The sequence below is a fragment of the Flavobacterium sp. ST-158 genome, from assembly GCF_058309975.1.
In genome coordinates, this window is sequence record NZ_JBZEEN010000001.1 from 267,065 (window position 1) to 293,074 (window position 26,010).

General features: G+C 33.2%; 19 protein-coding genes. 1 reads left to right on the top strand and 18 read right to left on the bottom strand.

All coding sequences use genetic code 11. The annotated features are described in order from the left end of the window. Positions 1-42: 42 nt before the first annotated feature. Entirely contained in the window at positions 43-630 is a 588-nt protein-coding gene (locus tag AC4FRF_RS01140; RefSeq protein ID WP_491157606.1) for a cytochrome c oxidase subunit 3, read from the bottom strand. 2 nt (positions 631-632) lie between these two features. Further along, positions 633-1,547 (bottom strand): heme o synthase, encoded by a 915-nt coding sequence (gene cyoE / locus AC4FRF_RS01145; protein ID WP_491157607.1) that lies wholly within the window; start codon positions 1,545-1,547, stop codon positions 633-635. A 275-nt stretch (positions 1,548-1,822) separates the two neighbouring features. Here cyoE and AC4FRF_RS01150 point away from each other — a divergent pair, with 275 nt between their 5' ends. After that, positions 1,823-2,437 (top strand): hypothetical protein, encoded by a 615-nt coding sequence (locus AC4FRF_RS01150; protein WP_491157608.1) that lies wholly within the window; start codon positions 1,823-1,825, stop codon positions 2,435-2,437. A 48-nt stretch (positions 2,438-2,485) separates the two neighbouring features. Here AC4FRF_RS01150 and AC4FRF_RS01155 read toward each other — a convergent pair whose 3' ends face one another. The 16 genes from AC4FRF_RS01155 to nrfD form a co-directional block, all read right to left on the bottom strand. Continuing rightward, positions 2,486-4,591: a capsule assembly Wzi family protein gene (locus AC4FRF_RS01155; RefSeq protein ID WP_491158285.1), complete on the bottom strand. Its 2,106-nt coding sequence runs from the start codon at positions 4,589-4,591 to the stop codon at positions 2,486-2,488. 19 nt (positions 4,592-4,610) lie between these two features. Then, a complete protein-coding gene (deoC, locus tag AC4FRF_RS01160; protein ID WP_491158286.1) occupies positions 4,611-5,354 on the bottom strand; it encodes a deoxyribose-phosphate aldolase in 744 nt (247 codons plus the stop codon). Between the two features lie 154 nt (positions 5,355-5,508). Continuing rightward, entirely contained in the window at positions 5,509-5,886 is a 378-nt protein-coding gene (locus tag AC4FRF_RS01165) for a VanZ family protein (RefSeq protein WP_491157609.1), read from the bottom strand. Next, entirely contained in the window at positions 5,879-6,259 is a 381-nt protein-coding gene (gene gcvH / locus AC4FRF_RS01170) for a glycine cleavage system protein GcvH (protein ID WP_491157610.1), read from the bottom strand. The genes AC4FRF_RS01165 and gcvH overlap by 8 nt, the downstream gene beginning before the upstream one ends. Before the next feature lie 81 nt (positions 6,260-6,340). After that, entirely contained in the window at positions 6,341-13,480 is a 7,140-nt protein-coding gene (gene sov / locus AC4FRF_RS01175) for a T9SS outer membrane translocon Sov/SprA (protein WP_491157611.1), read from the bottom strand. 21 nt (positions 13,481-13,501) lie between these two features. Continuing rightward, positions 13,502-14,083, bottom strand: coding sequence for a Holliday junction branch migration protein RuvA (gene ruvA / locus AC4FRF_RS01180; protein WP_491157612.1), 582 nt, complete (start codon positions 14,081-14,083; stop codon positions 13,502-13,504). Between the two features lie 29 nt (positions 14,084-14,112). Further along, complete coding sequence (locus tag AC4FRF_RS01185) at positions 14,113-16,401, bottom strand: NADP-dependent malic enzyme (protein WP_491157613.1); 2,289 nt, start codon at positions 16,399-16,401, stop codon at positions 14,113-14,115. Positions 16,402-16,545: 144 nt separating this feature from the next. Further along, positions 16,546-16,980 carry a CBS domain-containing protein gene (locus AC4FRF_RS01190; protein ID WP_491157614.1) on the bottom strand — a complete coding sequence of 145 codons (435 nt, stop codon included), beginning with the start codon at positions 16,978-16,980 and terminating at the stop codon, positions 16,546-16,548. An 88-nt stretch (positions 16,981-17,068) separates the two neighbouring features. Further along, positions 17,069-18,022, bottom strand: coding sequence for a tRNA epoxyqueuosine(34) reductase QueG (queG, locus tag AC4FRF_RS01195; RefSeq protein WP_491157615.1), 954 nt, complete (start codon positions 18,020-18,022; stop codon positions 17,069-17,071). Then, a complete protein-coding gene (gene ruvB / locus AC4FRF_RS01200) occupies positions 18,009-19,031 on the bottom strand; it encodes a Holliday junction branch migration DNA helicase RuvB (RefSeq protein WP_491157616.1) in 1,023 nt (340 codons plus the stop codon). Before ruvB ends, queG begins: the two co-directional genes overlap by 14 nt. A gap of 102 nt (positions 19,032-19,133) precedes the next feature. Further along, entirely contained in the window at positions 19,134-20,930 is a 1,797-nt protein-coding gene (locus AC4FRF_RS01205; protein WP_491157617.1) for a cytochrome c oxidase subunit I, read from the bottom strand. Positions 20,931-20,957: 27 nt separating this feature from the next. Beyond that, positions 20,958-22,112 (bottom strand): cytochrome c oxidase subunit II, encoded by a 1,155-nt coding sequence (locus tag AC4FRF_RS01210; protein WP_491157618.1) that lies wholly within the window; start codon positions 22,110-22,112, stop codon positions 20,958-20,960. A gap of 19 nt (positions 22,113-22,131) precedes the next feature. Further along, positions 22,132-23,493, bottom strand: a complete 1,362-nt coding sequence (locus tag AC4FRF_RS01215; protein ID WP_491157619.1) for a quinol:cytochrome C oxidoreductase — start codon at positions 23,491-23,493, stop codon at positions 22,132-22,134. A gap of 27 nt (positions 23,494-23,520) precedes the next feature. Further along, complete coding sequence (locus tag AC4FRF_RS01220; RefSeq protein WP_491157620.1) at positions 23,521-24,066, bottom strand: c-type cytochrome; 546 nt, start codon at positions 24,064-24,066, stop codon at positions 23,521-23,523. Between the two features lie 7 nt (positions 24,067-24,073). Then, positions 24,074-24,598 carry a DUF3341 domain-containing protein gene (locus AC4FRF_RS01225; RefSeq protein ID WP_491157621.1) on the bottom strand — a complete coding sequence of 175 codons (525 nt, stop codon included), beginning with the start codon at positions 24,596-24,598 and terminating at the stop codon, positions 24,074-24,076. Continuing rightward, complete coding sequence (nrfD, locus tag AC4FRF_RS01230) at positions 24,591-25,994, bottom strand: NrfD/PsrC family molybdoenzyme membrane anchor subunit (RefSeq protein WP_491157622.1); 1,404 nt, start codon at positions 25,992-25,994, stop codon at positions 24,591-24,593. The genes AC4FRF_RS01225 and nrfD overlap by 8 nt, the downstream gene beginning before the upstream one ends. Positions 25,995-26,010 lie beyond the last annotated feature (16 nt).

Below are 26,010 nucleotides of genomic sequence, written 5' to 3' on the forward strand. Positions count from 1 at the left end.
AAAAGTTAATCGTTAAAAAGTTCCCAAATTTACGTTTTTTTCTTATTTAAAGAAATATATAAATAAAAATAATAAAACCCATAGCAAATCTAAAAAGTGCCAATACATTGCACCTAGTTCTATACCAAGAGTTTGAGTCGAATTGTATTTTTGTTTAAAATGATTATAAATTATAATCAAAAGTGAAATTAAGCCTCCAGCCAAGTGCAGCAAGTGAATAAAAGCTATAATATAAAGAAAAGTCACCGTAATCGAACTCCCTTGTCCAGTCATATAATAGCCACTTGCTATAATCTGACCAAAACCTACAAATTGAGACACTACAAACGACACTCCCAAAGCTAAAGTCGCTAAAAGCATCATTGTAGTTTGACTATGATTGTCTTTTTGTATCGCTTTTTTAGCCAAATGAAAAGTCACACTACACGCTATAATAAGCACTGTACTGACATAAAAAGCTGATGGTAATTGAAAATCCTTCAACCAATCTACTCTTGACTTACTTACCACAAAAGCACTCGTCAATCCTGCAAACATCATGGTCATACTCACCATAGCAAACAACAAAATCATTTTATACGATTTTGCACTTTGCTGTTTTTGCTCCTCTGTTGTCATTGTAACTCCCATAACTATCTTAAAAATTTATCAATTATATAAACCAATTGTAACAATGAAATATAAGACACACTCACCAACATTAATGTTCGAGCTGCCTTTGCTGTTCTAATTTTATAAAGTCGTACGGCATAAAAAAGCATCCAAAGCCCCAATAAGAATACCAAAACAGCAGCAACTGGTGAAATAAACAATTTTCCGGTATACCCCAAACAAGGCAAAAGAGAAGCAATAATCAACCAAACCGTATATAAAATAACTTGCAAAGCAGTACCATTATCTTTTTTACCTGTTGGCAACATATAAAAACCTGCTTTTTCATAATCCTCATACAAAAACCAGCCAATAGCCCAAAAATGAGGGAATTGCCAGAAAAACTGAATCAAAAACAAGGTTCCTGCTTCAATTCCGAAATCACCGGTAGCAGCTACCCAACCTAACATAAAAGGAATCGCTCCCGGAAATGCCCCCACAAAAACAGATAAAGAAGTTATCGTTTTAAGTGGTGTATAAACACTGGTATATAAAAAAATAGAAATAGCCCCAAACATGGCTGTTTTAGGATTGATCAAATACAATAAAACTATCCCAATAATTGTCAACAAACTTGCCACTACCAAAGCTACTGTAGGCGACATACGACCTGAAGGCACCGGACGATTTTTAGTTCTATCCATCAAGGCATCCAAATCCTTTTCTATCACCTGATTAAAAGCATTAGAAGCCCCCACCATACAATAACCACCAATACAAAGCATCAACAAAACCGACCACTGAAAAGGCTGATTATCATTAAACCCCAAAAGATAACCGGCAATAGACGAGAACAACACACTAATGGCTAATCCTGCCTTAGTGATTTCTTTAAAATCGGTAAAAATTGATTTAAGGGAAACTGTATGTGTAGTTGTGCTCAATGCCGTTTTCATTAGGTTTTTGTAAAACTGCTGCAAAAGTAACGCATCGAAAGGGAATTGACAAAAATCTAATCATAAAATATTGTTGAAGAAAAATTTAAGATTTATATAAAATCCGAAAGATTCAAGCAATTAAAAATCAAACTTATATTTTGTAAAATTTTTCTATATATTTGAACAATCCATAATACAACACCCACCACTACAATCTATCTAAATAAGGAAATATTATAGTAGTTAGCAATCACCATAAATTGGCATCAAACATTTTCTTTAAACTCCCTCAAATGAAACATTCGATAACTACAACTATTCTTTCGATACTTTTGCTGAATTCATGTACCCAAAAACTAGAACAATTACCTGAAAAAGACACTTACAAAGAAGCATTGTTAAAAAAAATACAACCAAATGAAAGTGTCAAATATTGGCAACTTGAACATTACCCTAACTTTAAAACTGAAGAAATAGATTCTGAAATATTATTTTCAAAGGGAAAATATTTACCAAAAGATTCTATTCCTAAAAATAAACTAGACTTTGGTGGTTTTTTTTCTGATTGCCACCCCTTTTATTGCGCATACAGAATAACTTATTTCGAAAATAAGGAATGGAAAGTTGTAAAATCGGAAAAGGATTTAAAAAAGTTTATGGATAAAATTGAAAACGAATCAGAAGCTTTTTTAATTGGCATAATTAACGGATATTCTATTGATCAAAATTCAAATAAAGGTAATGGCTTTAAAAAACAACTAAAAGGCTTTAAACTTAACATGATGAAGTATGAACATTGCCCTATATCAAAAGAAAGTTTTTCTTTTCTTGTAACAGAAAACGGAACAATTGAAAATTTAAAAAACAATGGATTTTACTTAAAAAGTACGCAGTGTATAGTTTACTAAAAAAATATCAATCACAAGTATCTAAAATTTCAAATCTGCAAAATCAAATCAATAATCAAAATACCAATTAAAAATATCCGAGCGCAATCCAATAGAAAACCAATTCGTACTTTCTTTGATTGTAGTATCAGTATTTTGCATTGGGTTAAAATCTCTATAGATATAACTCGCAAATAACTTCAAGTTAGTGGACGGATTAATCAAATAACCACCCTGAACATCGGTCATAAAAAATTTGGTTTTATTTCCTTGCCCTACAGTCACTCCTGAATCAGCATAGCGTTCTTCATCATAATCACGGTAAATATTCGTTCCATAATTAGAATTGGCTCCCGAAGCAGCAAAATCAAAACCTCTTATAGCACTGGTTATTTTCAAATCAGCAAACCATCTTCCCTGATGATAACGGGCGATAGCAATAAATTCTCCCAAACTACTTCCCCACTGATGTCCCAAACTTTGGTTGTTGTGTCCATAATTGGTAATCGGCTCGGAATGGGAATACACAAAAGGTCGCACACGATTGTATTCCAATTGTACTAATAAATTAGGCACATTGAAAGCATTGTAATATTTGGCTCCTATCTGATAACCGTATTTGTTTTTCCAGCTATTATCAGCCGCTTTAATATCACTCAATGAAAACTCATCTAATAGAAACTGTCCGTAAAAATTAAGCTGATTGTTCCATTTGTATTTAAAAGTCACCCCAAGCAAGGCATTTCCTGACTTAGAAGAAGACCCAAATTCCACCGCGCGATAAAAAATAATCGGATTGACAAAGCTGGCATCAAAACCTCTGTCATTTCCATTAGTCCATACCACCGACTCAAAAAATCCTAAATTCAAACGATTGGATACATTCCAACTCAAATAGTGATTCGCCATAAACTTAGTCGCATAGGTTTTATCAACGGTCACTTCCGGACGAATATCTTTGAGCCACATATATGTGTTCGTATATTTTATTTTCCAAAACTTAGTATTCAGCTTAAAATAAGGATACGGACTCGCACCATCACTTTCCAACAAAGAACGATAACCATCACCAATAAAATTTCGACCATAACCCAATTGCATATCTATAAATTGATTAGGCGCAAAAGTAATATTGGCTTCAGCCATCGGAAAATCATAGGCATCTGTCTTAAAATCTTTTGCAATACCAATTCCCGGAATTACTGCTGGATTTCCTCCAGAAGGTTTTATCGATTCCGCATAACGATTATAATAATCGGCAAAACGTCCTTGGCTTTCAAAAATAGTAGTCGAAAAATTGAGTTTTTCTCCCAATCCACCTCTAAAATTAATGGCTCGGGTGTTCACAAAAGTATTTATAGAAGTATTTCCAGACGATTTACCCACTTGCAAATCCAAAACGGGATTCAACGTAAACCAGTAGCCTTCTCCCTGAATTTCGACCGTGTTTTCATTCCACAATTTACGCGTCCACCAACCCGTTGTAGGCTTCTTCAATTGCTCATTAACTTTCTTTAAATTATAATATTTAGCAACTTCAGCATAAGTATAAGGTTTAGAAGCCGTGTGATTATTACTTCCAAGCCGATTCATCGCCGCATCAAACTGCGCATAATAACTATGTGAAAACGGAATATTTAAATGACTTTCAAACTCCGGATTTTTGTATTTATGGTACACAATACTATCCAACTCCGTTAACTGATTAGTTGTATTTCTAAGAACATCCACTTTGGCTACATTTTCGGCTGCAATAGTTTCAGTACTTTTTAGCGGAATCGCGATGGTGATATTATATTTAGAATATTCAGGCTTTCCATTATAAGTTGCTGCTGTAATTTTTGGAAACTTTGCAAAAACACGTTTGGTTTCTTCAATTAACTTTTCATCCACTGCATTGACATAAATCACTTTAAAAATACCATTGGCATCCACCTCAAAAAGCACTTTTACATTTCCTTTGAAATTATTTTGTACTAAATCCTCCGGCACCACAAAATTTTGAAAAACAAACTCTTGCACTTCGGTATAAAAACAATCCTCCAATGCTTTAGATTCTAAATTTTCACAATTTGGAAAAACAGGAAAACGTTCCGCATTCAATGCTTTAGTATCTTGAGCATAAGTCAAAATAGAACCAAAACACAAAATCAAAATCAGCAAGCTTTTTTTCATATCTTTTTCAATCATTATCTTAATATTCGTCAGAATTACAACCTCCATCAACAATTATTTTTGCCGATGAAGTCCCTATACGTTTTACACCTAATTTTATCATTGCAACAGCTTCATCATAACTTCTAACACCACCTGCCGCTTTTACAGGAAGAGGCGAAGCATTTTCTAACATCATAACTATAGCAGGAATTGTTGCGCCATTAGGCTCGTTATTTTCTGTTTTATAAAAACCCGTAGACGATTTGACAAAAACCGATGCATAATCAGCTTCTTTAAAATTAGCCATTACCACATTTTTTATCAATGCCGACAACTGAATAATCTCTTTATCAGTTAAAGCAGCCACCTCAATAATCCATTTGATAATTTTATGATGAGCCAAAACAAACTGTGTAGCTTTTAGAATCTCATGTTTAAGCAGGTCCAGTTCACCTTTTTTAAAAGCTTGATAATTGCATACAAAATCCAATTCATCAGCTCCGTCTAAAATAACCTTATTGGCTTCTTCTAATTTCTTTTCAATGCTGGACGAGCCTTCAGGAAAATCAATAACGGTACCTAATTGCAAACTTGATTTTACTCCCACAATCATTTGTTTAGCCAAACTAACCATTTCAGGACGAATCATTATTAATTTAAAACCTTCCTGAATGGCTTCTTTCACAAAACCCTCTACTACAACTTGGTTTTGAATTTCATCTAGTCCAGCCTGAACAGGCGTTTTTAAATAAGTTGAATCAAGAAATGAAGTAATGTCCATGATTATTGCTTTGTCAATTGGTACTTGGTACACAAAAATACATTTAATACCTTAAAAATATCTATTTTACTATAAAATCGCTTGTTTGCACTATCACAAAAATATTTCAAACAAAAAATCCTGCCGAAGCAGGATTTGTATTTATTATGATATTTTACTTAAAAAAATCGTTTTTATCAAAAATATTGATTGCGCCTATTGCTAATAATATTCCGCTAGTATTAGCCATAACATCGGTAATATCGCCCGTTCTATAGTTTGTAAAAAATGTTTGAAACAGTTCTATTGTCACTCCAAAAAGAAAGGCCATTATAAAAACTATTTTCAAAAGTTTTGCACGACTTTGTTTCCTAAAGTAAAAACGAAACGTGTAAAACCACAACACACTAAAAACAAAATAAAAAAAGACGTGAACTATTTTATCAATATAAGGGATCTTAACTTCAGGAAGCTCACTTATTCTAATAAGACAGAGACATAAAATAAATCCTGCCCAAGATAAGGCTGCTCCTAAACTAATTTTCTTAAGCACCAATAAGTTCTTTGTATCCTTCATCAGTTAACAAAGTATCGTATTCAGCTAAATTAGCTACTTTAATTTTAATCATCCAACCAGCTCCGTAAGGATCAGAATTTACTAATTCAGGTGCATCTTCTAATCCAGAATTGAACTCGATAATTTCTCCCGATAAAGGAAGAAACAAATCAGAAACTGTTTTTACCGCTTCTACAGTACCAAAAACTTCATCTTTATCAAGTGTTTGATCTAAAGTTTCCACTTCAACATAAACAATATCACCTAACTCTTTTTGAGCAAAATGTGTAATTCCTACTGTTGCAATATCCCCTTCTAAACTTACCCATTCGTGGTCTTTAGTGTACTTTAAATTTGCTGGTATACTCATAATTATAGTATTTGAAATATAAAAATTATTTTTTTGCAAATGTAACAATCTTCAACTTAAATCCTGTTTAGATTTTAGAAATTAATTCCCAAAATTATATCGAAGCGTAAATCCGGAACGAATATTTGTTATAGGAAATGAAGTCGATATTACAGCCTTTGAAAACGAATGATCATAATAGAAAATAGCCGTTAGGTTTTTGCTAAACGAATAATCGGCTGTTAGTTTCAATGACCATAAATTTTGCCCACCTGCCAATTGATTGTTATCGTAATCTAAATAACGTACAATAGTTTGATTGTTTCTATACGACAAATCGGCTTTAAGGTTAATATCACCTTTAATAACTCCGGTAGGATTATCGGCCAATCTTGAAGAGAAAACTACATTTTTAAATCGATATCCTAAACCTACTATATATTCAATTCCTTTTACTTCGGTCAATAAGTTATTGTCAAAACTCATAGACAAAGCACGATCTTTTTTAATCTCTGTAAGTACTTTTAATGAATTTTTTAATTCAAAATCCATACGAACAAGCGGACTAAATTGCTCCACTAAATTGACATTAGAAATAAGTGTTTTATTGAAAAAATTACCATTATCGTCTGTTCCCGAAGGATCATTATCATAATCAAAATTTGATCTAAACTGATTGATGGTATAAGAAGCCCTGTAACTATGTTGCAATGAAAAACGTTTGAAATTCTTTTTAAACATATTATAACGCATCAATCCATTGTATTTTATAGACCAGTTAGGAATTGGAAAACTTCTAAAAATTCCAGTAGAAACCTTATCTACATTAGTCCCTGTATAAGCTGCTATAAATGCCGGCAATAATACGGCTTGACTGTTTTTGCCAAAGCCTTTTGGATAACCTTCGTCATCAATATTTGCCGAATCAAAAATATTGATTCCTTTTTCAGTAGCCAATCTATTAGCTATCAACAATCTGTTAGTCCTAAAATCATCAAAAGCAGCCGAAGTATTTTCATTACTTGTAGAAAACGCTGTTTTAATTAATACCGTAGAGATAGAAAACATTCCATAATTATATGGTGAACGAGAATTATATGTTCCATCTGCAGATACATCATATTGTTCCGAATAATTTTCAGAGAATGATCTGTCCATCGTCAAATCGATTTTTAAATCTGGGAATAAATCTACATTAGCGGTAGCTTTCAAAATCTTATTGGATACCTGAGTATAATTTTGACTAAACTCCTGATAATTGGTTAACCAACCATTTTTAGCAGCTTCATATCGCACATCATCCTGACTACCAAAAATAAATCCTAATGAAGGTCTTGAAGAACCTAAGAAACCAATACTTGGTGTATAACCCGGCAAAAGTGTTCCACTATTTTCAGAATAATTAATTTGAATGTTTTTAATACTCGTTAAAACTCCCATTAGTCCATCTACAAACTCATTGTCTTTGGTTGGTGTTTTTGCAACTGCTGTAATTTTTTGTCCTGGTTTAGGTGCTACAGTTGGAGTTTTTCTAACTGGAGCTTTTGCTTTTTTGGAAATCCCTAAATACTTGTACAACAAATCCATATTGAAACTAGCATTCAAATTGTTTGTTCGTGCATTTTGAACGGTATTCCCTAAATTATATCCTGTTCCATCTACAACTATTTCAGACAATGCGTTGGCTGATTTTTGCCAACTGTAATCTCCTGTATAAGAATATGTAGCTTTTACAAAACTAAACAACGGAATCTTGTTAATAGGTAATTCATAATTCAGAACAACTTGTTGCGTATGACGGTTAGGATCACCTATATCCCAATAACTATCCCAAATAGAGAAATCTTCTATTGGTTGGTCATTATCATCTAAATAATTCTTAACAAGGTTATTTGTGGAAGCCGCATAACTAAACTTTAATGATTTAGTTAAATTATAATTGAAACCATAATTATAGTTGAATCCAAAATTTCTTCGGTACAAAGGATTTAATTCAAGACCCGGAACATTATCAACCTGTCTAAACTGTTGACGATTGTATTGTCTATTAATATTGGTATTGAAAGTAATATTAGACGGTAAATAATTAAAATTAAAATCACTTAACATCTTCCAATAATTACTTTTCTTCATGAATTTTGTTTTCTTGAAAGGCTCTACTGGTTTATTATCAAAACTATAAGCATAATCTACAGATGTACTCGCTTGTTGATCTAAATAATCTTCAATTTCATAATCATGACGCTCCACTTTATTGAACGATTGCGAAAATGTAAAGTTTTCAGGATCATAAACATGAGGTTTTTGTTCAGCTCCTCTTTGTTTTCTTACCCCAATAAAATTAATACTTGTACGCTTAGTATAGTCAATGGCACGATTTCTTAAATTAGCTCTTTCGTCAGCATCGGCTGTTTCTGCTAAAAGTTGTTTTAATTTAATATCTTGATTAAACGGATCGTATTCTGGTTTAATAGTTTCCTCCCCTACACTGTAATTAAACGGTAAATTAATCCCCCATTTGTTAGGCAACAATTTCCCTAAATTCAAATTAGTTACAATATTATACTGCTGAATATCTTCCCTACTTCTCTCATTCGGTCCTTGTTCAATGGTTCCGAATCCAACTGTACTCATTTTTCCAGTTGCAGAAACGGTAGCAAAATCAGCCATATTGGTATCAACATTTAAGACTGCTGCCATCCCTCCATGATTGTCCATATCAGCCAAACGAAGTTCATTGAACCATACTTCTCCTTTTATTTTTTGATGTGTATCACTATTTTTAATACCCACCATTAAGGTACGTACCATTCCAAAATTAGGATTTCCTTTAATTCCTAATCGAAGTTTATTGGTTTTATTAGCTAAACTCCCATCCAGCTCTTCTTCATTTTTATAATAAATACCGTCTAGAGGCAGTGTGCTTGGATCTATACTCATGGCTTGAACTTTTAATTTGGTCAATAAAGACAAGGCCAAATCAATTTCATTGGCTTCAGGCCAAACTTGTTCAGCTGTATAGTCGCAATTACTTAATGTTGTTTTTGTTACTTTTAAAGGAATCTCAATTTGATAAAAATTCTGAGTAAAATCATTTCCAAAACGAATAAATCCAACCATTTGGTCATCTCCCAATGGAATTTCATCTGTCAAAGATTCAGCATGTAAAAACATTTTCAGCTTTTTAAACTGACGCATATCCACACTCACGTTTTTAAATACAGCTCTTGAATCTTCAACCTCTAAACCATCTCCAGCAACTCTTAGTGACAACGATTGCTCATTTTGATTAATCAAAGTATTATTGTTGTACAACTGTTCTCTTCTAACACCAGGAGGCGTAATATAATTAACAGGACATCTTTCATTATTTTCTTGAATATTAACAGCAGTTACATCCAATTCTGTATTATCATCATCCACATTCGTATCATTAGGATCCAATGTACTTGTATATCTTCTCCATTCGCCACGTACTAAATCCAAAGCTCCAAAACGCACAGTAACTTCATCTTCAAAACCAGTCATAAACATTCTCATAAAACGAATGGATCTAAAATCAGTAATATTTCCGATGGTATTTTGAGGTTGCGATACTGGAATTTTAAACTGAATCCATCTCGCATTAGTCACTTCTCCATTAGGCAATGGCGCTTGTGTTTCCCTGATATCAGTAACATAATTTTCTCCTACTTGCATATCAGGTTTCATATCAACACTATATTCATAATACGCATTAATCGTATTCATGGTATTATCTCTATTGATATCTTCAACATCTGGAACAGTAGAAGAACCACGATTTGGATCATTTATATCTACCGCAGAATTTCCATCTACGCCATTATAGTTTTTATAACGTTCTTTTATTCCTCCTGAAGTATTTAGATAATATGTATAATCATCGGCAGCTGGATCAGGTTCGCTGGCAAAATTATTATAAACAGTTGCTTCAGCAGCATTAGACAAACCATCTAAACCAACATCTTGAGTCTTTCTATTTTTAGTATCAGCATCGAAAGCGTAAATTAATGATTGCGAAGCAGGAACATCACCCCAAATTGGTCTTGGATTTACTAATACTTGATCTGGTCCTAAACCATTTTCATATTGTTTTCGACCATCTTTTAAAATATCTTCGGATATTTCTCCTAGGTTAAAATAAATTTTACCTGTATTAGTCCCATCAACTTTTCCATTACCTACATAAGGATCTAAAACCCAAAACTGAATGTATTCTACATTTCCTTGTTCAAAATTAGTAGAACTCAGCGAACGCATAATACCTCCAAAATTTTCTTTTGGGTACAAACTAAAACTAGAATTATTATTATAAGGCCCTCTTTCAGACGGAAAATAAGTCAAATCCAAAGTACTAATTACTTGTGTTTGCCCTTGCGCAATATCTGTCAATGGATACAATTCTTCACTATAAATCCTTCTGGTAGAGTTCAACGAAATATCGTCATTGGATATTCCGGATGGTTTTTGCACATAGAAAATAGGATCAATAGTGTACCAAGCCAATTTTGCTCTTTTAAACCCATAAGTTAAATCATTAGCTGCTGCATTAAAATTATAAGCGCTATTCGTATTTTCCTCTGGAACAGATGCTAAACTCCAAGCATAAGCCGAACGCATATCGATAGTAGATTGCGAACCTTCAAAATCATCTACATATAATGTTGATTCTCCTTGAAATTGATCAGCTTTTGAAGTACCCGGTTTCAAGAAAGCAATTTCTCCTCTAACCGATAAATTCGATGGGACATCGGTATCAACATTAGGAAGCATATTTACTAATCGAGTAAAAAATGGCACCTCAGTAGAAAAATTAGTATTGAATCCAAAAATAGTATTGTTTACTGATTCTTGACCATAATTAGATTTTTGAGTAAATGGTTTTTCAGTCATTTTCAAGAAAGTACCTCCTAATGTAAAATTGTCTGAAAATTTATGCTCGACGTTTACTCCCATAAACCTTCTGGTTTGTTGACCAAAAATAGAATTATTTTCTAACGAAACATTGATTGGCGTATTGGATGCTTGCAAAGATGGATCTAGAATTTGCACTCTACCCAATTGATAATTGACACTATAATCAACTCCTTCTACCAGAACCCTTCCCCCAGCAGTAACTACAACAGAACCTTGTGGCACATTGAAAGCCCCAATTGGAATTCCGTCACCACTGGAAGATTTATATTTTCCTCTTAATAAAAACTTATTTTTATCACTGTCTTGCAATGCTCCCGATTGGGTGTTGCGGTACATGTTTCTAAAAACATACTTACTTTGATTAGCATTGTATGAATTTGTATTATTATAATCTTCTCCTGCATTAGGATTGGACAATTTATTAAATAACAATTCTCCAAAAGGTTCTTTAGTAGTAAAAATAATTCGTCCATTTTGAGAATCGACAGTCAAACCGGAAATAAAATCAAAAAAACCATCACCACCACTTTGGCGATCGTTGTTGTAATTTAATTTATCCAAATTAAATACATTCAACAAAGGCGTTTCTGCCACTTGATTATCTGGCGATGGATTAACTGGAAAAGGACTTCCTGTAACTGGATTAATATAATTTAATGGCGATGGATCGGTATAAAGAATATTAAATCTAAAATCTTCTTGCTTTACTTGATAAGCACCTGGAATTTGATAAATATTTTTCATCATTAAATTCCAAACTGGATTTTTTACATTTGTTATATTACTTTTAAGCATCTTCAAAATCAAACTCTGCGTAATTACCGCCTGAGTTGATTGTGTTGTTCCTGTAACAAGAGTTGCATCAACACCATCGTTACCAAATTCTCCAACTTGGTATACTTTATCTCCAATGGTATATTCGTAAGCTACTGCCAAAATCTCATCATTGGCTAATTTTTGTTGCAAGGAAATGTACCCTAATTGCGGATGATAAGTATATTCATTGGTGGTTAATTTACGCGCATTTTCAAGTTTAGAATAATCCTGACCTTCGCTTACAGTAGCATTAAAACCAGAATTTGCTGTAGCCATTTCACGAATATTAGAATTCAACAATCCACTACCTGACTGAATTTGGCTTGGATCATACTTGTTATTCGAATTATCAGATGGCGAATCTACTGGATTATTAAACATTCCTGCAGAAGAACCTAAAACAACTACTTCATTATCGGCTAAACCCGTTAATTGTGCTTCTCCCAAATCCTGAAGTGCAATTACATTTCTAAGGTTATTTGACGTGGTATTCAGACGAGTTTGCTTATTAGTAACCCAAACTTCTATTCGGGTAATTTGTACCCTACTATCAATAAATGGATAGTTTTTTAAAGCAGCATCATATTTATTTCTAAAATATTGCGACAAGAAAAAGTGTCTGTCACTATCATAATCTAAAGCATAAATATCAAAATCCTGTATTGTTCCTCCACCTTGAGAAACAACTGTTTTGGTTTGCGATTTTTGTTCAGAGAAAACACCTGTAACGGTTGTTTTTCCAAATTGTAATTGCGCCTTTACTCCAAATAAACTTTGCGCTCCTCTAATTAGCGAACTATTCAGCGGCATACTTACATTTCCTACTTCAATTTTTTGAATAATATCATCCTCTGTTGGAGCATACTCTAATTTAAGTAGGTTTTGGAAAGCAAAAGTAGATTGAGTATCATAATTAGCATTTACGTTGAGTCGGGTACCTACTTTTCCCATTAAACTCATGCTTATCCTTTGTTCAAAATCAAAGGCCAAATTTTTTCTGTTTCTTGGAGAGAAAGAAGGATTATCCTGTTTGGTAAAACGAGCCCCCATATCCATTTCTACAGAACCAGTAGGTTTTACATCGATAGTGTTACTCCCAAAAATAGATTCAAACAATCCTGAATTGACATAATACCTAGGTAACAAATCTTTCTTATCAGCTTCACTTCCTTCTTTTTTCCCATCAATAGCATCGGATTTCTTTTTGAAATAATCCTTCATAGATTCTTTCAACACTAAATTTTCATATTCCTTTGGTGTCAAAATAACAGGATACTTAATTGAAAACCCATCAACTGAGTTTGTATAAATATATCTATCTGTTTTAGGGTCATATGTATATGCCGATAGGATACTTTTAGGATCTTTTATTTGAACTTTTCCTAAAGAATATCCTGTTTTTGTAGTATCCTGTGCGGGTTCATTTACTTGAGCGAATGATACAAAACCGCATAATAAAACTCCCAAAAAAATACAAATTTTATGCATACAATTGGTTTTTGCTTTCTTTTATAAGCTTTTTAATGCTTGTTTAATAATCGATTCAACAGATGCATCTGGATCCTCTTTTACAATTTTATCTATCACTTTTTCAGAAGCTTTTCTAGCAAAACCTAATACTTCTAATGCAGATAACGCTTCATCTCTATTTGTATTGCTTTGCGAAATCGAAACTTCGTCCAAATCATACAATTTTAATACTTTTTCTTTTAAATCTAAAATAACTCTTTGAGCCGTTTTGCTTCCAATTCCTTTTATAGACTGAATAGTAACTACATCTCCTGATGCAATTGCATTGGTAATTTGTTTGGGATCTAATGATGACAACATCGTTCTTGCAATACTTGCTCCAATACCCGAAACCGAAAGTAACAATTTAAAAATTTCTCGTTCAGATTTCTCTACAAAGCCAAAAATAGTATGAGCATCTTCTTTTATTTGAAGATATGTAAATACTTTTATAAAATCTGTATTAGGGAGTAATGAATAAGTATGCAATGAAATATGAACTTCATAACCTACTCCACCACAGTCAATAACGAGTTGTGTTGGCGATTTCTCAACCAGTTTCCCTTGTATATGTGCAATCATTTATTCTTTAATTTCGTAAACTATATAGTTTATTTTAAATTATTTTTTCTAATCTCTTTTTCTTGAGCATCAATAACAGTAATAGCTGCCATATTAACCATTTCTTCTACGCTAGCCCCCAATTGAAAAATATGAATTGGTTTTCCCATTCCCATCATAATAGGACCTATTGATCCTGTTTTGTACAATTCTTTCATTAATTTATAGGTAATATTGGCCGAATCAAGATTTGGAAAAATCAAGGTATTGACTTTTTTTCCTGCTAATTTAGAAAAAGGGAATTTTTCGCTTAACATTTCAGGATTCAAAGCAAAATCAGCTTGAATTTCTCCATCAACAATTAAATCTGGATGATTTTTATGCAAATAAGCTATTGCATCTCTAATTTTTGAAGCTTTTTCATTGGTAGACGACCCAAAATTAGAATAAGAAACCATAGCGATAACGGGTTCCACACCAAAAATTCGAGCTGTTTTTGCCGTCATCAAAGCTATTTTAGCTAAATCCTCAGCTGATGGATCAATATTAATTGCTGTATCTGACAAAAACATCGGGCCTCTAGAAGTCATCATCATATTGGTTGTAGCCACAATAGACGCATCAGAATCTTTGTCAATTAATTGCAACATCGGCTTTATAACAGTCGAATAACTTCTGGTATAACCAGTAACTAATCCGTCAGCCTCTGCAGTATTCACCATCATAGCAGCAAAATAATTACGTTCACGCATTAATTTTTGTGCATCCAACAAAGAAATACCTCTACGTTTTCTTGACTGCCAATAAGCGGTTGCATATCTGTCTCTTCTTGAATTTTCCTCGCTAGTTTTGGGGTCTATAATTTCTACATCAGCATCGAAACCTAATTCTTCTTTTAATTCCAAAATAACCTCTTTATCTCCCAACAAAATAGGAAAAGCTATACCTTCTTCATAAACAATTTGAGCAGCTTTTAAAACATCCAAATGATCGGCTTCTGAAAACACAATGCGTTTAGGAGCCATTTTAGCACGATTGCTAATCAATCGAACCATTTTATTATCATTTCCTAATCTTTCTATAAGTTCTTCTTTGTATTTATTCCAATCAGAAATTGGATTCAAAGCTACCCCCGATTCCATAGCTGCTTTTGCTACAGCAGGTGAAACAACACTAATTAATCTAGGATCAAATGGTTTAGGGATAATATATTCTCTTCCAAAAACTAATTTGGTAGCACCATAAGCCACATTTACTTGTTCCGGAACAGATTCTTTTGCCAAAGAAGCCAGCGCTTTTACAGCAGCCATTTTCATCTCTTCATTAATCTTAGTGGCACGAACATCTAAAGCTCCTCTAAAAATATATGGAAATCCTAGAACATTATTTACCTGATTAGGATGATCCGATCTTCCTGTAGCCATAATTACATCTTTACGAGTAGCAATTGCTAAGTTATAATCAATTTCAGGCGTTGGATTTGCCATTGCAAAAACAATAGGATTCTTAGCCATACTGGACAACATATTAGCAGTCATAATATCTCCTGAAGACAATCCTATAAAAACATCCGCTTTATTTAGAGCTGTTTCAAGTGAAACGGGTTCTATATCACGAGCGTATTTTTGTTGTAAAACAGAAAGCGAAGGATTATTTTTAGTTAAAACCCCTTTGCTATTAAACATCAAAATATTTTCCTTTTTAACCCCTAACAAAACGTATAAGTCTGCACAAGCTAATGCAGCAGAACCTGCTCCAGAAATCACCATTTTAACTTCTTCGGCTTTTTTCTTAGCTAATTCTAATGCATTGATTAACGCCGCAGCCGAAATAATAGCTGTACCGTGTTGATCATCATGCATTACAGGAATATTCAACTCTTCTACAAGTCGGCGTTCAATTTCAAAAGATTCCGGTGCTTTGATATCTTCTAAATTAATCCCTCCAAAAGTGGGGGCAATATTTTTAACCGTTTGGATAAACTCTTCTACATTTTTAGTATCTACTTCAATATCAAAAACATCAATATCAGCAAAAATTTTAAACAACAAACCTTTTCCTTCCATTACAGGTTTTGAGGCTTCTGGCCCAATATCTCCAAGTCCTAAAACCGCAGTTCCATTACTAATAACAGCAACTAAATTACCTTTAGCGGTGTATTTGTAAACATTATTTACATCTTTAGCTATTTCTAAACAAGGCTCTGCAACACCAGGAGAATAAGCCAAAGACAAATCTCTTTGAGTAGCATATTTCTTTGTTGGTACAACTTGAATTTTACCCGGAGTGGGCTTAGCGTGGTATAGTAAGGCTTCTCTTCTTTTGCTATCTTTATTCATAATGGCAGTTTTATCTTATACACAAAGATAGAAGTCTTAACTTAAAAAGTTAACATTTTCATAATTCTTTTATAAAAAACTAACTATTAAGCAAATAAAAAAGCCGCAATGATTTGCGGCTGGAGTATATTCTTTTTAAAAAAACTAAGATTGGGTTCCATTAATATAAGAATCCAATAATTGTATAGTTTCTTTTTGCTTTTCTATAATAGATTTCACAACATCTCCAATAGAAATAAGCCCTATTACTTCATTATCCTCAACAACTGGTAAATGCCGGATTCTCTTAGAAATCATCAATTCCATACAATTATCCAAATCATCTTCAGGACCTACAGTAATCACATTACTTACCATTATCTCATGAACTAAAGTATTCTTGGAAGATTTATCCTTAAGAACAATTTTTCGAGCATAATCTCTCTCAGACAGAATACCTTTAAGTTGGCCCTCTTCAATAATTAATATTGCACCAACATTTTTCTCTCCCATTACCTTTATAGCGTCATAAACGCTAATCGTAGAAATAATTGAATATACATTATTCCCTTTTGTGCTTAATATTTGATTTACAGTCATATTGAGAATTTTTTAAGAACTATAAATATAAAAAAAAAATCATCAAAAATAATTATTACACTATCTATAATTTTATTTTTTTAATTTCTTAAGACTTCAGGAAATCTATATTTCTACTTAAACCCTGAAACTTGGTTCTTTTAACAGCTGAATCTTTAAAAACTATTTTAAAGGTTTCCTCGGTCATTTCTTCCCAATCTCTTTTGGTCATTGTCAGTAAATCAGGATTAGGATTAAAAAGAGGTTCACTATGTGATTTAGAAAAGCGATTCCAAGGGCACACATCTTGGCAGGTATCACAACCAAACATCCAATCATCAAAATGACCTTTCATTTCCGAAGGGATATTTTCTTTAAGTTCGATTGTAAAATAAGAAATACATTTGCTTCCATCAACAATATAAGGAGCTATAATTGCTTGTGTAGGACAAGCATCAATACAAGCGGTACAGCTACCACAATGATCCGTTGTAGGATTATCATATTCTAGTTCTAAATCAATAATTAACTCGGCAATAAAGTAAAAAGAACCTACTTTTTGAGTCAGTAAATTACTGTTTTTCCCTATCCAACCTAAGCCACTTTTAGCTGCCCAAGCTTTATCTAAAACTGGTGCCGAATCCACAAAAGCACGTCCAGAAACCGCTCCGATAGATTCTTGAATAGAGAATAGTAATTCTTTTAATTTCTCTTTAATTACAAAATGATAGTCTTTGCCATAAGCGTACTTAGAAATTTTAAAAGAATCTTGAATTTGTTGCTGTTCCGGATAATAATTCAACAAAAGCGAAACCACACTTTTGGCATCATCAACAAGCAAAGTAGGATTTAGACGTTTGTCAAAATGATTTTCCATATAGGACATTTGCCCATTATGATTTTTATTCAACCAGTTTTCTAAACGAGGAGCTTCTTCTTCTAAAAATCCAGCTTTAGATATACCACAAGACAAAAATCCGAGGCGTTGGGCTTCGGATTTGATAAACTGCGTGTATTTAGCTCTTAAGTCTATAATATTATTATTATTTTTAAAAAAGTTCACCCTGAATATTATTCCTAACTTTTCCTAAATGCTTATAGGCTTTATCAGTTACTTCACGACCACGTGGTGTTCGCATAATAAATCCTTCTTGAATTAGAAAAGGCTCATATACTTCTTCAATAGTTTCACTGCTTTCAGATACTGCTGTTGCCAATGTGGTTAAACCAACAGGACCACCTTTAAACTTATCAATAATAGTGTTTAAAATTTTATTATCCATTTCATCCAAACCATGAGCATCAACATTAAGTGCTTTTAATGCATATTTAGAAATTTCAATGTCAATAGTTCCATTTCCTTTTATTTGCGCAAAATCACGAACACGTCTCAACAAAGCATTTGCAATTCTAGGCGTACCTCTGCTTCTACCTGCAATTTCAATAGCTGCTTCCATAGAAATAGGCATTTTTAAAATAGAAGCACTTCTTTGTATAATGGTAGTTAATAATTCAACCGTATAATATTGTAATCGAGATGAAATTCCAAAACGAGCACGCATAGGAGCTGTTAAAAGTCCTGAACGAGTTGTCGCTCCAATTAAGGTAAACGGATTCAAATTAATTTGAACCGTTCTTGCGTTAGGCCCCGATTCAATCATAATATCAATCTTGAAATCTTCCATAGCCGAATACAAATACTCTTCCACTATAGGACTCAGTCTATGAATTTCGTCAATAAACAAAACATCTCTTTCTTCAAGATTCGTTAACAAACCAGCTAAGTCTCCAGGTTTATCTAAAACAGGTCCAGAAGTTATTTTAATACCAACTTCTAATTCGTTAGCCAAGATGTTAGCCAAAGTTGTTTTTCCTAATCCTGGAGGACCGTGAAACAAAGTATGATCTAAGGCTTCGTTACGCTGATTGGCAGCAGCCACAAAAACTTTTAAATTTTCTAAAACCTGATCTTGACCTGCAAAGTCATCAAAACTAAGCGGCCTCAATCTTTTTTCGAGATCAAGCTCTTCAGGATTGTATCCCTTAGTTGTTGGGTCTAAATTTTCATTCATTTAACAAAGATAGAAAAAACGATTTGTGAATTGGAAATAATAAACAGAACAAAAATACAGTCAAAAAAAAACCTCTGTAAAAAACAGAGGTTTAAAATATTTTTAGTGGTGTAAAACTGACTCACCTGGTTTCATTGGAACCGTTTGAGGAACAAAATCCTCTTCGTGTTCTGGGTTACTGTAATCGTAAGCCCAACGGTGAACTTCTGGAATTTCCCCTGGCCAGTTCCCATGCATGTGTTCTACTGGTGTTGTCCACTCTAATGTAGTAGATCTCCATGGGTTTTGATCCGCTTTCTTTCCGTAGAAAATACTACTAAAGAAGTTATATAAGAATACCAATTGAAAAACTCCACCAACTAATGCGAAAGTCGTAATCAATACATTCACATTTTGCAAATCATCAAATAACGGAAAGTTTGTATTTGTATAATAACGTCTTGGTAAACCTGCTAATCCGATAAAGTGCATTGGGAAGAAAACACCATAAGCACAAACTGCAGTTATCCAAAAGTGAACATACCCTAAGTTTTTATTTAACATTCTACCGAACATTTTAGGAAACCAGTGGTAGATACCTGCAAACATTCCGTAAAGTGCAGAGATACCCATTACTAAGTGGAAGTGAGCAATTACAAAGTAAGTATCGTGAACGTTAATATCTAATGTACTATCACCTAAAATGATTCCTGTTAAACCTCCAGTAATGAAAGTAGAAACCATTCCGATAGAGAACAACATTGCAGGGTTCATTTGTAAATTACCTTTCCATAAAGTTGTAATCCAGTTAAATGCTTTTACAGCAGAAGGAATTGCAATCAATAAGGTTGTAAAAGTAAATACAGAACCTAAGAAAGGATTCATACCTGAAATAAACATATGGTGTCCCCAAACAATAGTTGAAAGGAATGCAATAGCAAGAACTGACATAATCATCGCTCTGTAACCAAAGATAGGTTTACGAGAGTTTGTAGCCATAATTTCAGATACAAGTCCCATTGCAGGCAAGATTACAATATATACCTCAGGGTGACCTAAGAACCAGAATAAGTGTTCAAACAATACTGGTGAACCACCTTGGTAGTGTAAAACTTCTCCAGCAATATAAATATCAGATAAGAAGAATGAAGTACCAAAACTTCTATCAAAAATCAACAATAAAGCTGCAGATAACAAAACTGGGAAAGAAAGAACTCCAATAATAGCTGTTACAAAAAACGTCCAAATTGTAAGAGGAAGTCTAGTCATAGACATACCTTTAGTTCTCAAGTTAATAACAGTAACGATATAATTTAAAGATCCCATTAAAGAAGATGCAATAAATATAGCCATAGATACTAACCAAAGCGTCATACCTGTACCTGAACCAGGAATTGCTTGAGGCAAAGCACTTAAAGGAGGATAAATTGTCCAACCAGCAGATGCAGGTCCTGATTCTACAAATAAAGAAGCTAACATAACTACAGCTGATAAGAAAAACAACCAGTAAGAAATCATGTTCATGAATCCTGATGCCATGTCTCGTGCACCAATTTGAAGAGGAATCAGTAAGTTACTAAAAGTACCACTTAATCCAGCGGTCAATACAAAGAATACCATTATAGTACCGTGTATTGTCACTAATGCAAGATAAACATCATTAGCCATTACTCCGTCTGGAGCAAATTTATCACCTAATAAAACATTAAATATTTTAAAAGATTCTTCTGGCCAAGCTAATTGCATTCTAAAAAGCAAAGACATACTTATACCAATAACCCCCATAATAATACCTGTAATAAGGTATTGTTTAGCAATCATTTTGTGATCAATACTAAAGATGTATTTAGTAATGAATGTCTCTTTATGGTGGTGTTCGTGTTCGTGATCGTGAGCGTGATCGTGACCTTCTGCTGACATATATTATACTTTAAATTTTCTTAATAATTATTTCATAGCTACTTTAGTAGCTGCTACTGTATCATTTTCTTTAACTTCAGCTGGAGCTGCTGCTGCATCTTCTGCTGGTGTTTCCAAAGAAGCTTTAACTTGACTAACAAGTGTAGTTTGATCAGCTAACCATTTTTTGTAATCTTCAGGAGTATCTACAACAATTTTCATTTGCATATTGTAGTGAGAAGCTCCACAAATTTTATTACAAAGTAACAAATAGTCAAAAGTATAAGGATCTAAACCAGATTCTCCTTTAGCTATTAACTCATTACTTTTCTTAGCTCTTAATTCATTAATGTGAGCTACTTTTTCAATCATATAAGGCAACTCTCTATATTCTGCCGTAGTATAAATTGGAGTAAAGGCAAATTCAGTAACCATTCCTGGCACACAGTTCATTTGAGCTCTAAAATGTGGCATATATGCAGAGTGCAATACGTCTTGTGAGCGGAACTTGAAATGAATTTTTTTACCTTTAGGAATATGTAGTTCACTTACCACAATATCATCTTGAGCATTTGGATCAGATAAATCAACACCTAATGTATTAATTCCTTCAATATATCTCACATTAGCTTTACCTAAAACATTATCTTCACCAGCAATTCTAGCTGTCCATTTAAATTGTTGAGCATATAATTCAACTACTACAGTATCTTCATCCTCATCAATAAACATAATGTTTGTCCAAGCATATAAACCGTAAAGAATCAAACCAGCTAAAACTACAGCAGGAATAATACTCCATAATGCTTCTAATTTATTATTATCAGCAAAATATAATGCCTTTTGATCTTTTTTACCTTTATATTTAAAAGCAAAGTAATATAATAATACTTGCGTAATTGCTTGTACAAGGAAAATTAAAACCCAAGTAATATTCATTAAATGATCTACTTGACCTCCGTGAGCCGAAGCTGGAGTATGAAGCGGCAAATTACCCCAGGCAATTAAACCATATATTGTAAAAACATATAAGAATGCCAAAAACCCAAACATCAAATACCCTTGTATGTTGTTGTCTTTATCATTAGCTACTTGAGAGCTATTTGAGGCAGAACCAACTTGAGTAAGGTCGAATATTTTAGTCAATTGCCATAAAGCAACAGCTAATAAAACTAAAACTATAATTACCAACAAACTTGTCATCTGTTTATCTCTTTAAAAATTAATAATGAAAATGTTTACTTTCTTCGATATAAGGATTTCTTTTTGCTAATAAAGGAGCTTTAGTTAATGCAGTAAACACTGTAAAAATAAACAACCCAAGGAAGAAAAGAACTGATGAGATTTCAGGAACTCCAATAAACCATTGGTCACCAACTGAACCAGGCATAATCATATTGAAGAAATCAATATAATGACCCGTTAATATAACAATACCAGCCATTACAATAACCCAAGTAATTCTCTTGAAATCTGTATTTAAAAGAATTAATAATGGGAACACAAAGTTCATAACAACAGCCCCAAAAAATGGCAAATTGTAAACATTAATTCTTGTAATAAAATATGTTATCTCTTCAGGAATATCTGCATACCAGATTAACATAAATTGAGAGAACCATAAGTATGTCCAAAAGATACTAATACCGAACATGAATTTAGCTAAATCATGAATATGACTAGTACTTACATACTCTAAAAACCCTCTAGATTTTAAGTAAACAGTAACCATAGCAATCATAGTAATACCACTTACAAAGAAACTTGCAAATACATACCAACCAAATAATGTTGAGAACCAATGTGGATCTACTGACATAATCCAGTCCCAAGACATAATAGACTCAGAAACGATAAAGAATACTAAGAAACCTGCTGAGATATTAAAATTCTTTTTATAATTTGAATTATCATTAGATTCATCTTGAGCTAAACAGTTTTTTCTTGAAAAGTGTCGGTATAAATTCCATCCAATTAAGAAAATTGCAGCTCTAGCGATCCAGAAACCAAAATTTAAATAACCTGATTTACCAGCAATTAATGCGTCATAATTAGCATTATTAGGATCTGTTACTCCTTCATTTAACCATGCAAATAAATGATTAAAATGAAGACCACACAAAACTAATATTACAAAGAAAATAGCAGAACCATAAGGTAAATAAGCTGTTATCCCTTGCATAACTCTAAATAATACTGGAGACCATCCTGCTACAGCAACTTGTTGAATTGCATAGAAAACTAAAGTTCCCATTGTAAGCAACATAAAGAATATACAAGCTACATACAAAGCAGACCATGGTTTATTCTGTAATTGGTGTAAAACGTGAGTTAAATGTTCTTCGTGTTCAGCAGAAGCATTAACTTCACTTTCAGCTTCATGTTTAGTTGCGTGAACATCTTCAGAAGAATTTGCTTCTTCATGATGAGCTTCACCATGACCACCGTGAGATGATGCGGAAAGGATATTCTCAACTTCGTGAATATCTTTAGGTGCGTTTAAAAAACCATAACCTATTCCTAATATACCAACGGCCATTAAGATAAAAGAAAAAGTTTTTAATTTACTTGAAAATGTATACATATCTATTACGATCAGTTTGTTCAACAATTATAATTGGCTTCTAAGTTTTAGAACGTAGTCAGCAATTAACCAACGTTCATGAACACTTAATTGATTGGCATGAGATCCCATCGCATTTAAACCATACGTCTCAACGTGAAAAATACTTCCTTCAGTGATATCTCTATCTTTATAATTAGGAACCCCAAGAAATTTTTCTCTTTCAACTAATTTTCCTTTACCATTACCAGCTGCTCCATGACAACTAATACAATAGATATCGAAAAGTTCTTTTCCCTTACCAGAATTTCTGTCTAATGAATCTAAAGGTGATTTCAAATTTGCTTTAGCTAATTCATAACCTTCAGTAGTATTAGGATAATCATAAGGTTCAAAACCTCTATTGATACTACCTTCAGCTGGAAGTTGACCTTCTTTACCATTAGCAAAAGCTTTAGACTCTGAATAAGTTTCATAGCCTACTGACTCATACATATTTGGAAAATACTGATAATTCGGCGCTTTATCATTATGGCATGAAGCTACTAACATAGTAATGCCTAACAATAGTGTTATTTTATATACCCTTTTCATATCTAAATTAATTCTTTTCTATTACTTTAACTTCTACAGCACCTGTATTTTTGAAAAAAGAAACCAATTCTTCTTCATTATCTTTAATAGCTACTTCCATTAAGAAATGATCATCTGTAGTTCTAACATCTGGATTTTCAGCTTTCTTAAAAGGCCACAATTTACTTCTCATATAAAAAGTAATAACCATTAAGTGGGCTGCAAAGAATACAGTCATCTCAAACATAATAGGCACAAAAGCCGGCATGTTTTGAATAAAACTAAAACTCGGTTTACCTCCAATATCTTGAGGCCAATCATGAATCATAATAAAACTCATCATGAAAGTTGCAAAAGAGATACCAACGCAACCATACAAAAAGGCACAGATAGCTAATCTTGTAGGGGCTATCCCCATTGCTTTATCCAAACCGTGAACTGGAAATGGAGTAAAGACTTCTTCAATATGATGATGTGCAGCTCTTGTTGACTTTACAGCGTGCATCAAAACATCATCGTCATTATAAATGGCGTATATTACTTTATTACTCATGGTGTGAATCTTTATTTGCTTCTCTTTCTCTAATATAATTATCTCCTGTTGCCTTTAAAATTGTTTTAACCTCTGCCTGAGCGATTACAGGGAAAGTTCTAGAGTATAATAAAAACAAAACAAAGAAGAAACCTATTGTTCCAATGAAAATTCCAATATCAACAAATGTTGGAGAGAACATTGTCCAAGAAGACGGTAAATAATCTCTATGTAAAGACGTAACAATAATTACGAATCTTTCGAACCACATTCCTATGTTTACAACAATAGAAATAATGAAAGAAAACATGATACTTGTTCTTAATTTTTTGAACCACATAAATTGTGGAGAAAATACATTACAAGTCATCATTGACCAATATGCCCACCAGTAAGGTCCAGTAGCTCTATTTAAGAACGCATATTGCTCATACTCAACTCCTGAATACCAAGCAATAAACAACTCAGTAATATAAGCTACACCAACGATAGAACCAGTAATCATGATGATAAGGTTCATCAATTCGATGTGTTGTAAAGTAATATAAGCTTCTAAGTTAGATACTTTTCTCATAATGATAAGCAATGTATTTACCATCGCAAATCCAGAGAATACCGCTCCAGCAACAAAGTATGGAGGGAAAATTGTTGTATGCCATCCTGGAATTACAGAAGTAGCAAAGTCCATAGATACAATAGTGTGTACAGAAAGTACAAGAGGAGTTGCTAAACCAGCAAGAACTAAAGATACTTCTTCAAAACGTTGCCAATCTTTTACTCTACCACTCCATCCAAAACTTAAGATTGAATACACTCTTTTGTTAAATGGTGTGATAGCTCTATCTCTTAGCATTGCAAAGTCAGGTAGTAAACCAGTCCACCAGAAAACTAATGATACTGATAAATAGGTAGAGATTGCAAATACATCCCAAAGCAATGGCGAATTAAAGTTAACCCAAAGAGATCCAAATTGATTTGGTATTGGTAATACCCAGTAAGCTAACCAAGGACGTCCCATGTGAATAATTGGGAACAAACCAGCTTGTACAACAGAGAAAATAGTCATTGCTTCTGCTGAACGGTTAATTGCCATTCTCCATCTTTGACGGAATAACAATAATACTGCAGAGATAAGCGTACCAGCATGTCCAATACCTACCCACCAAACGAAGTTAGTGATATCCCATGCCCAACCAACTGTTTTATTTAATCCCCATGTTCCAATACCTGTAGATACAGTGTAAACGATACATCCTATTCCCCAAAGAAAGGCTGTTAAGGCGATTGAAAATACAATCCACCAATGTTTATTAGCCAAACCTTCGACAGGCGCCGCCACATCTACTGTTACATCATGATAAGTTTTATCACCTATAACTAAAGGCTTTCTAATACTAGAGTCGTATATATGAGACATATTCCTTTATATTGAT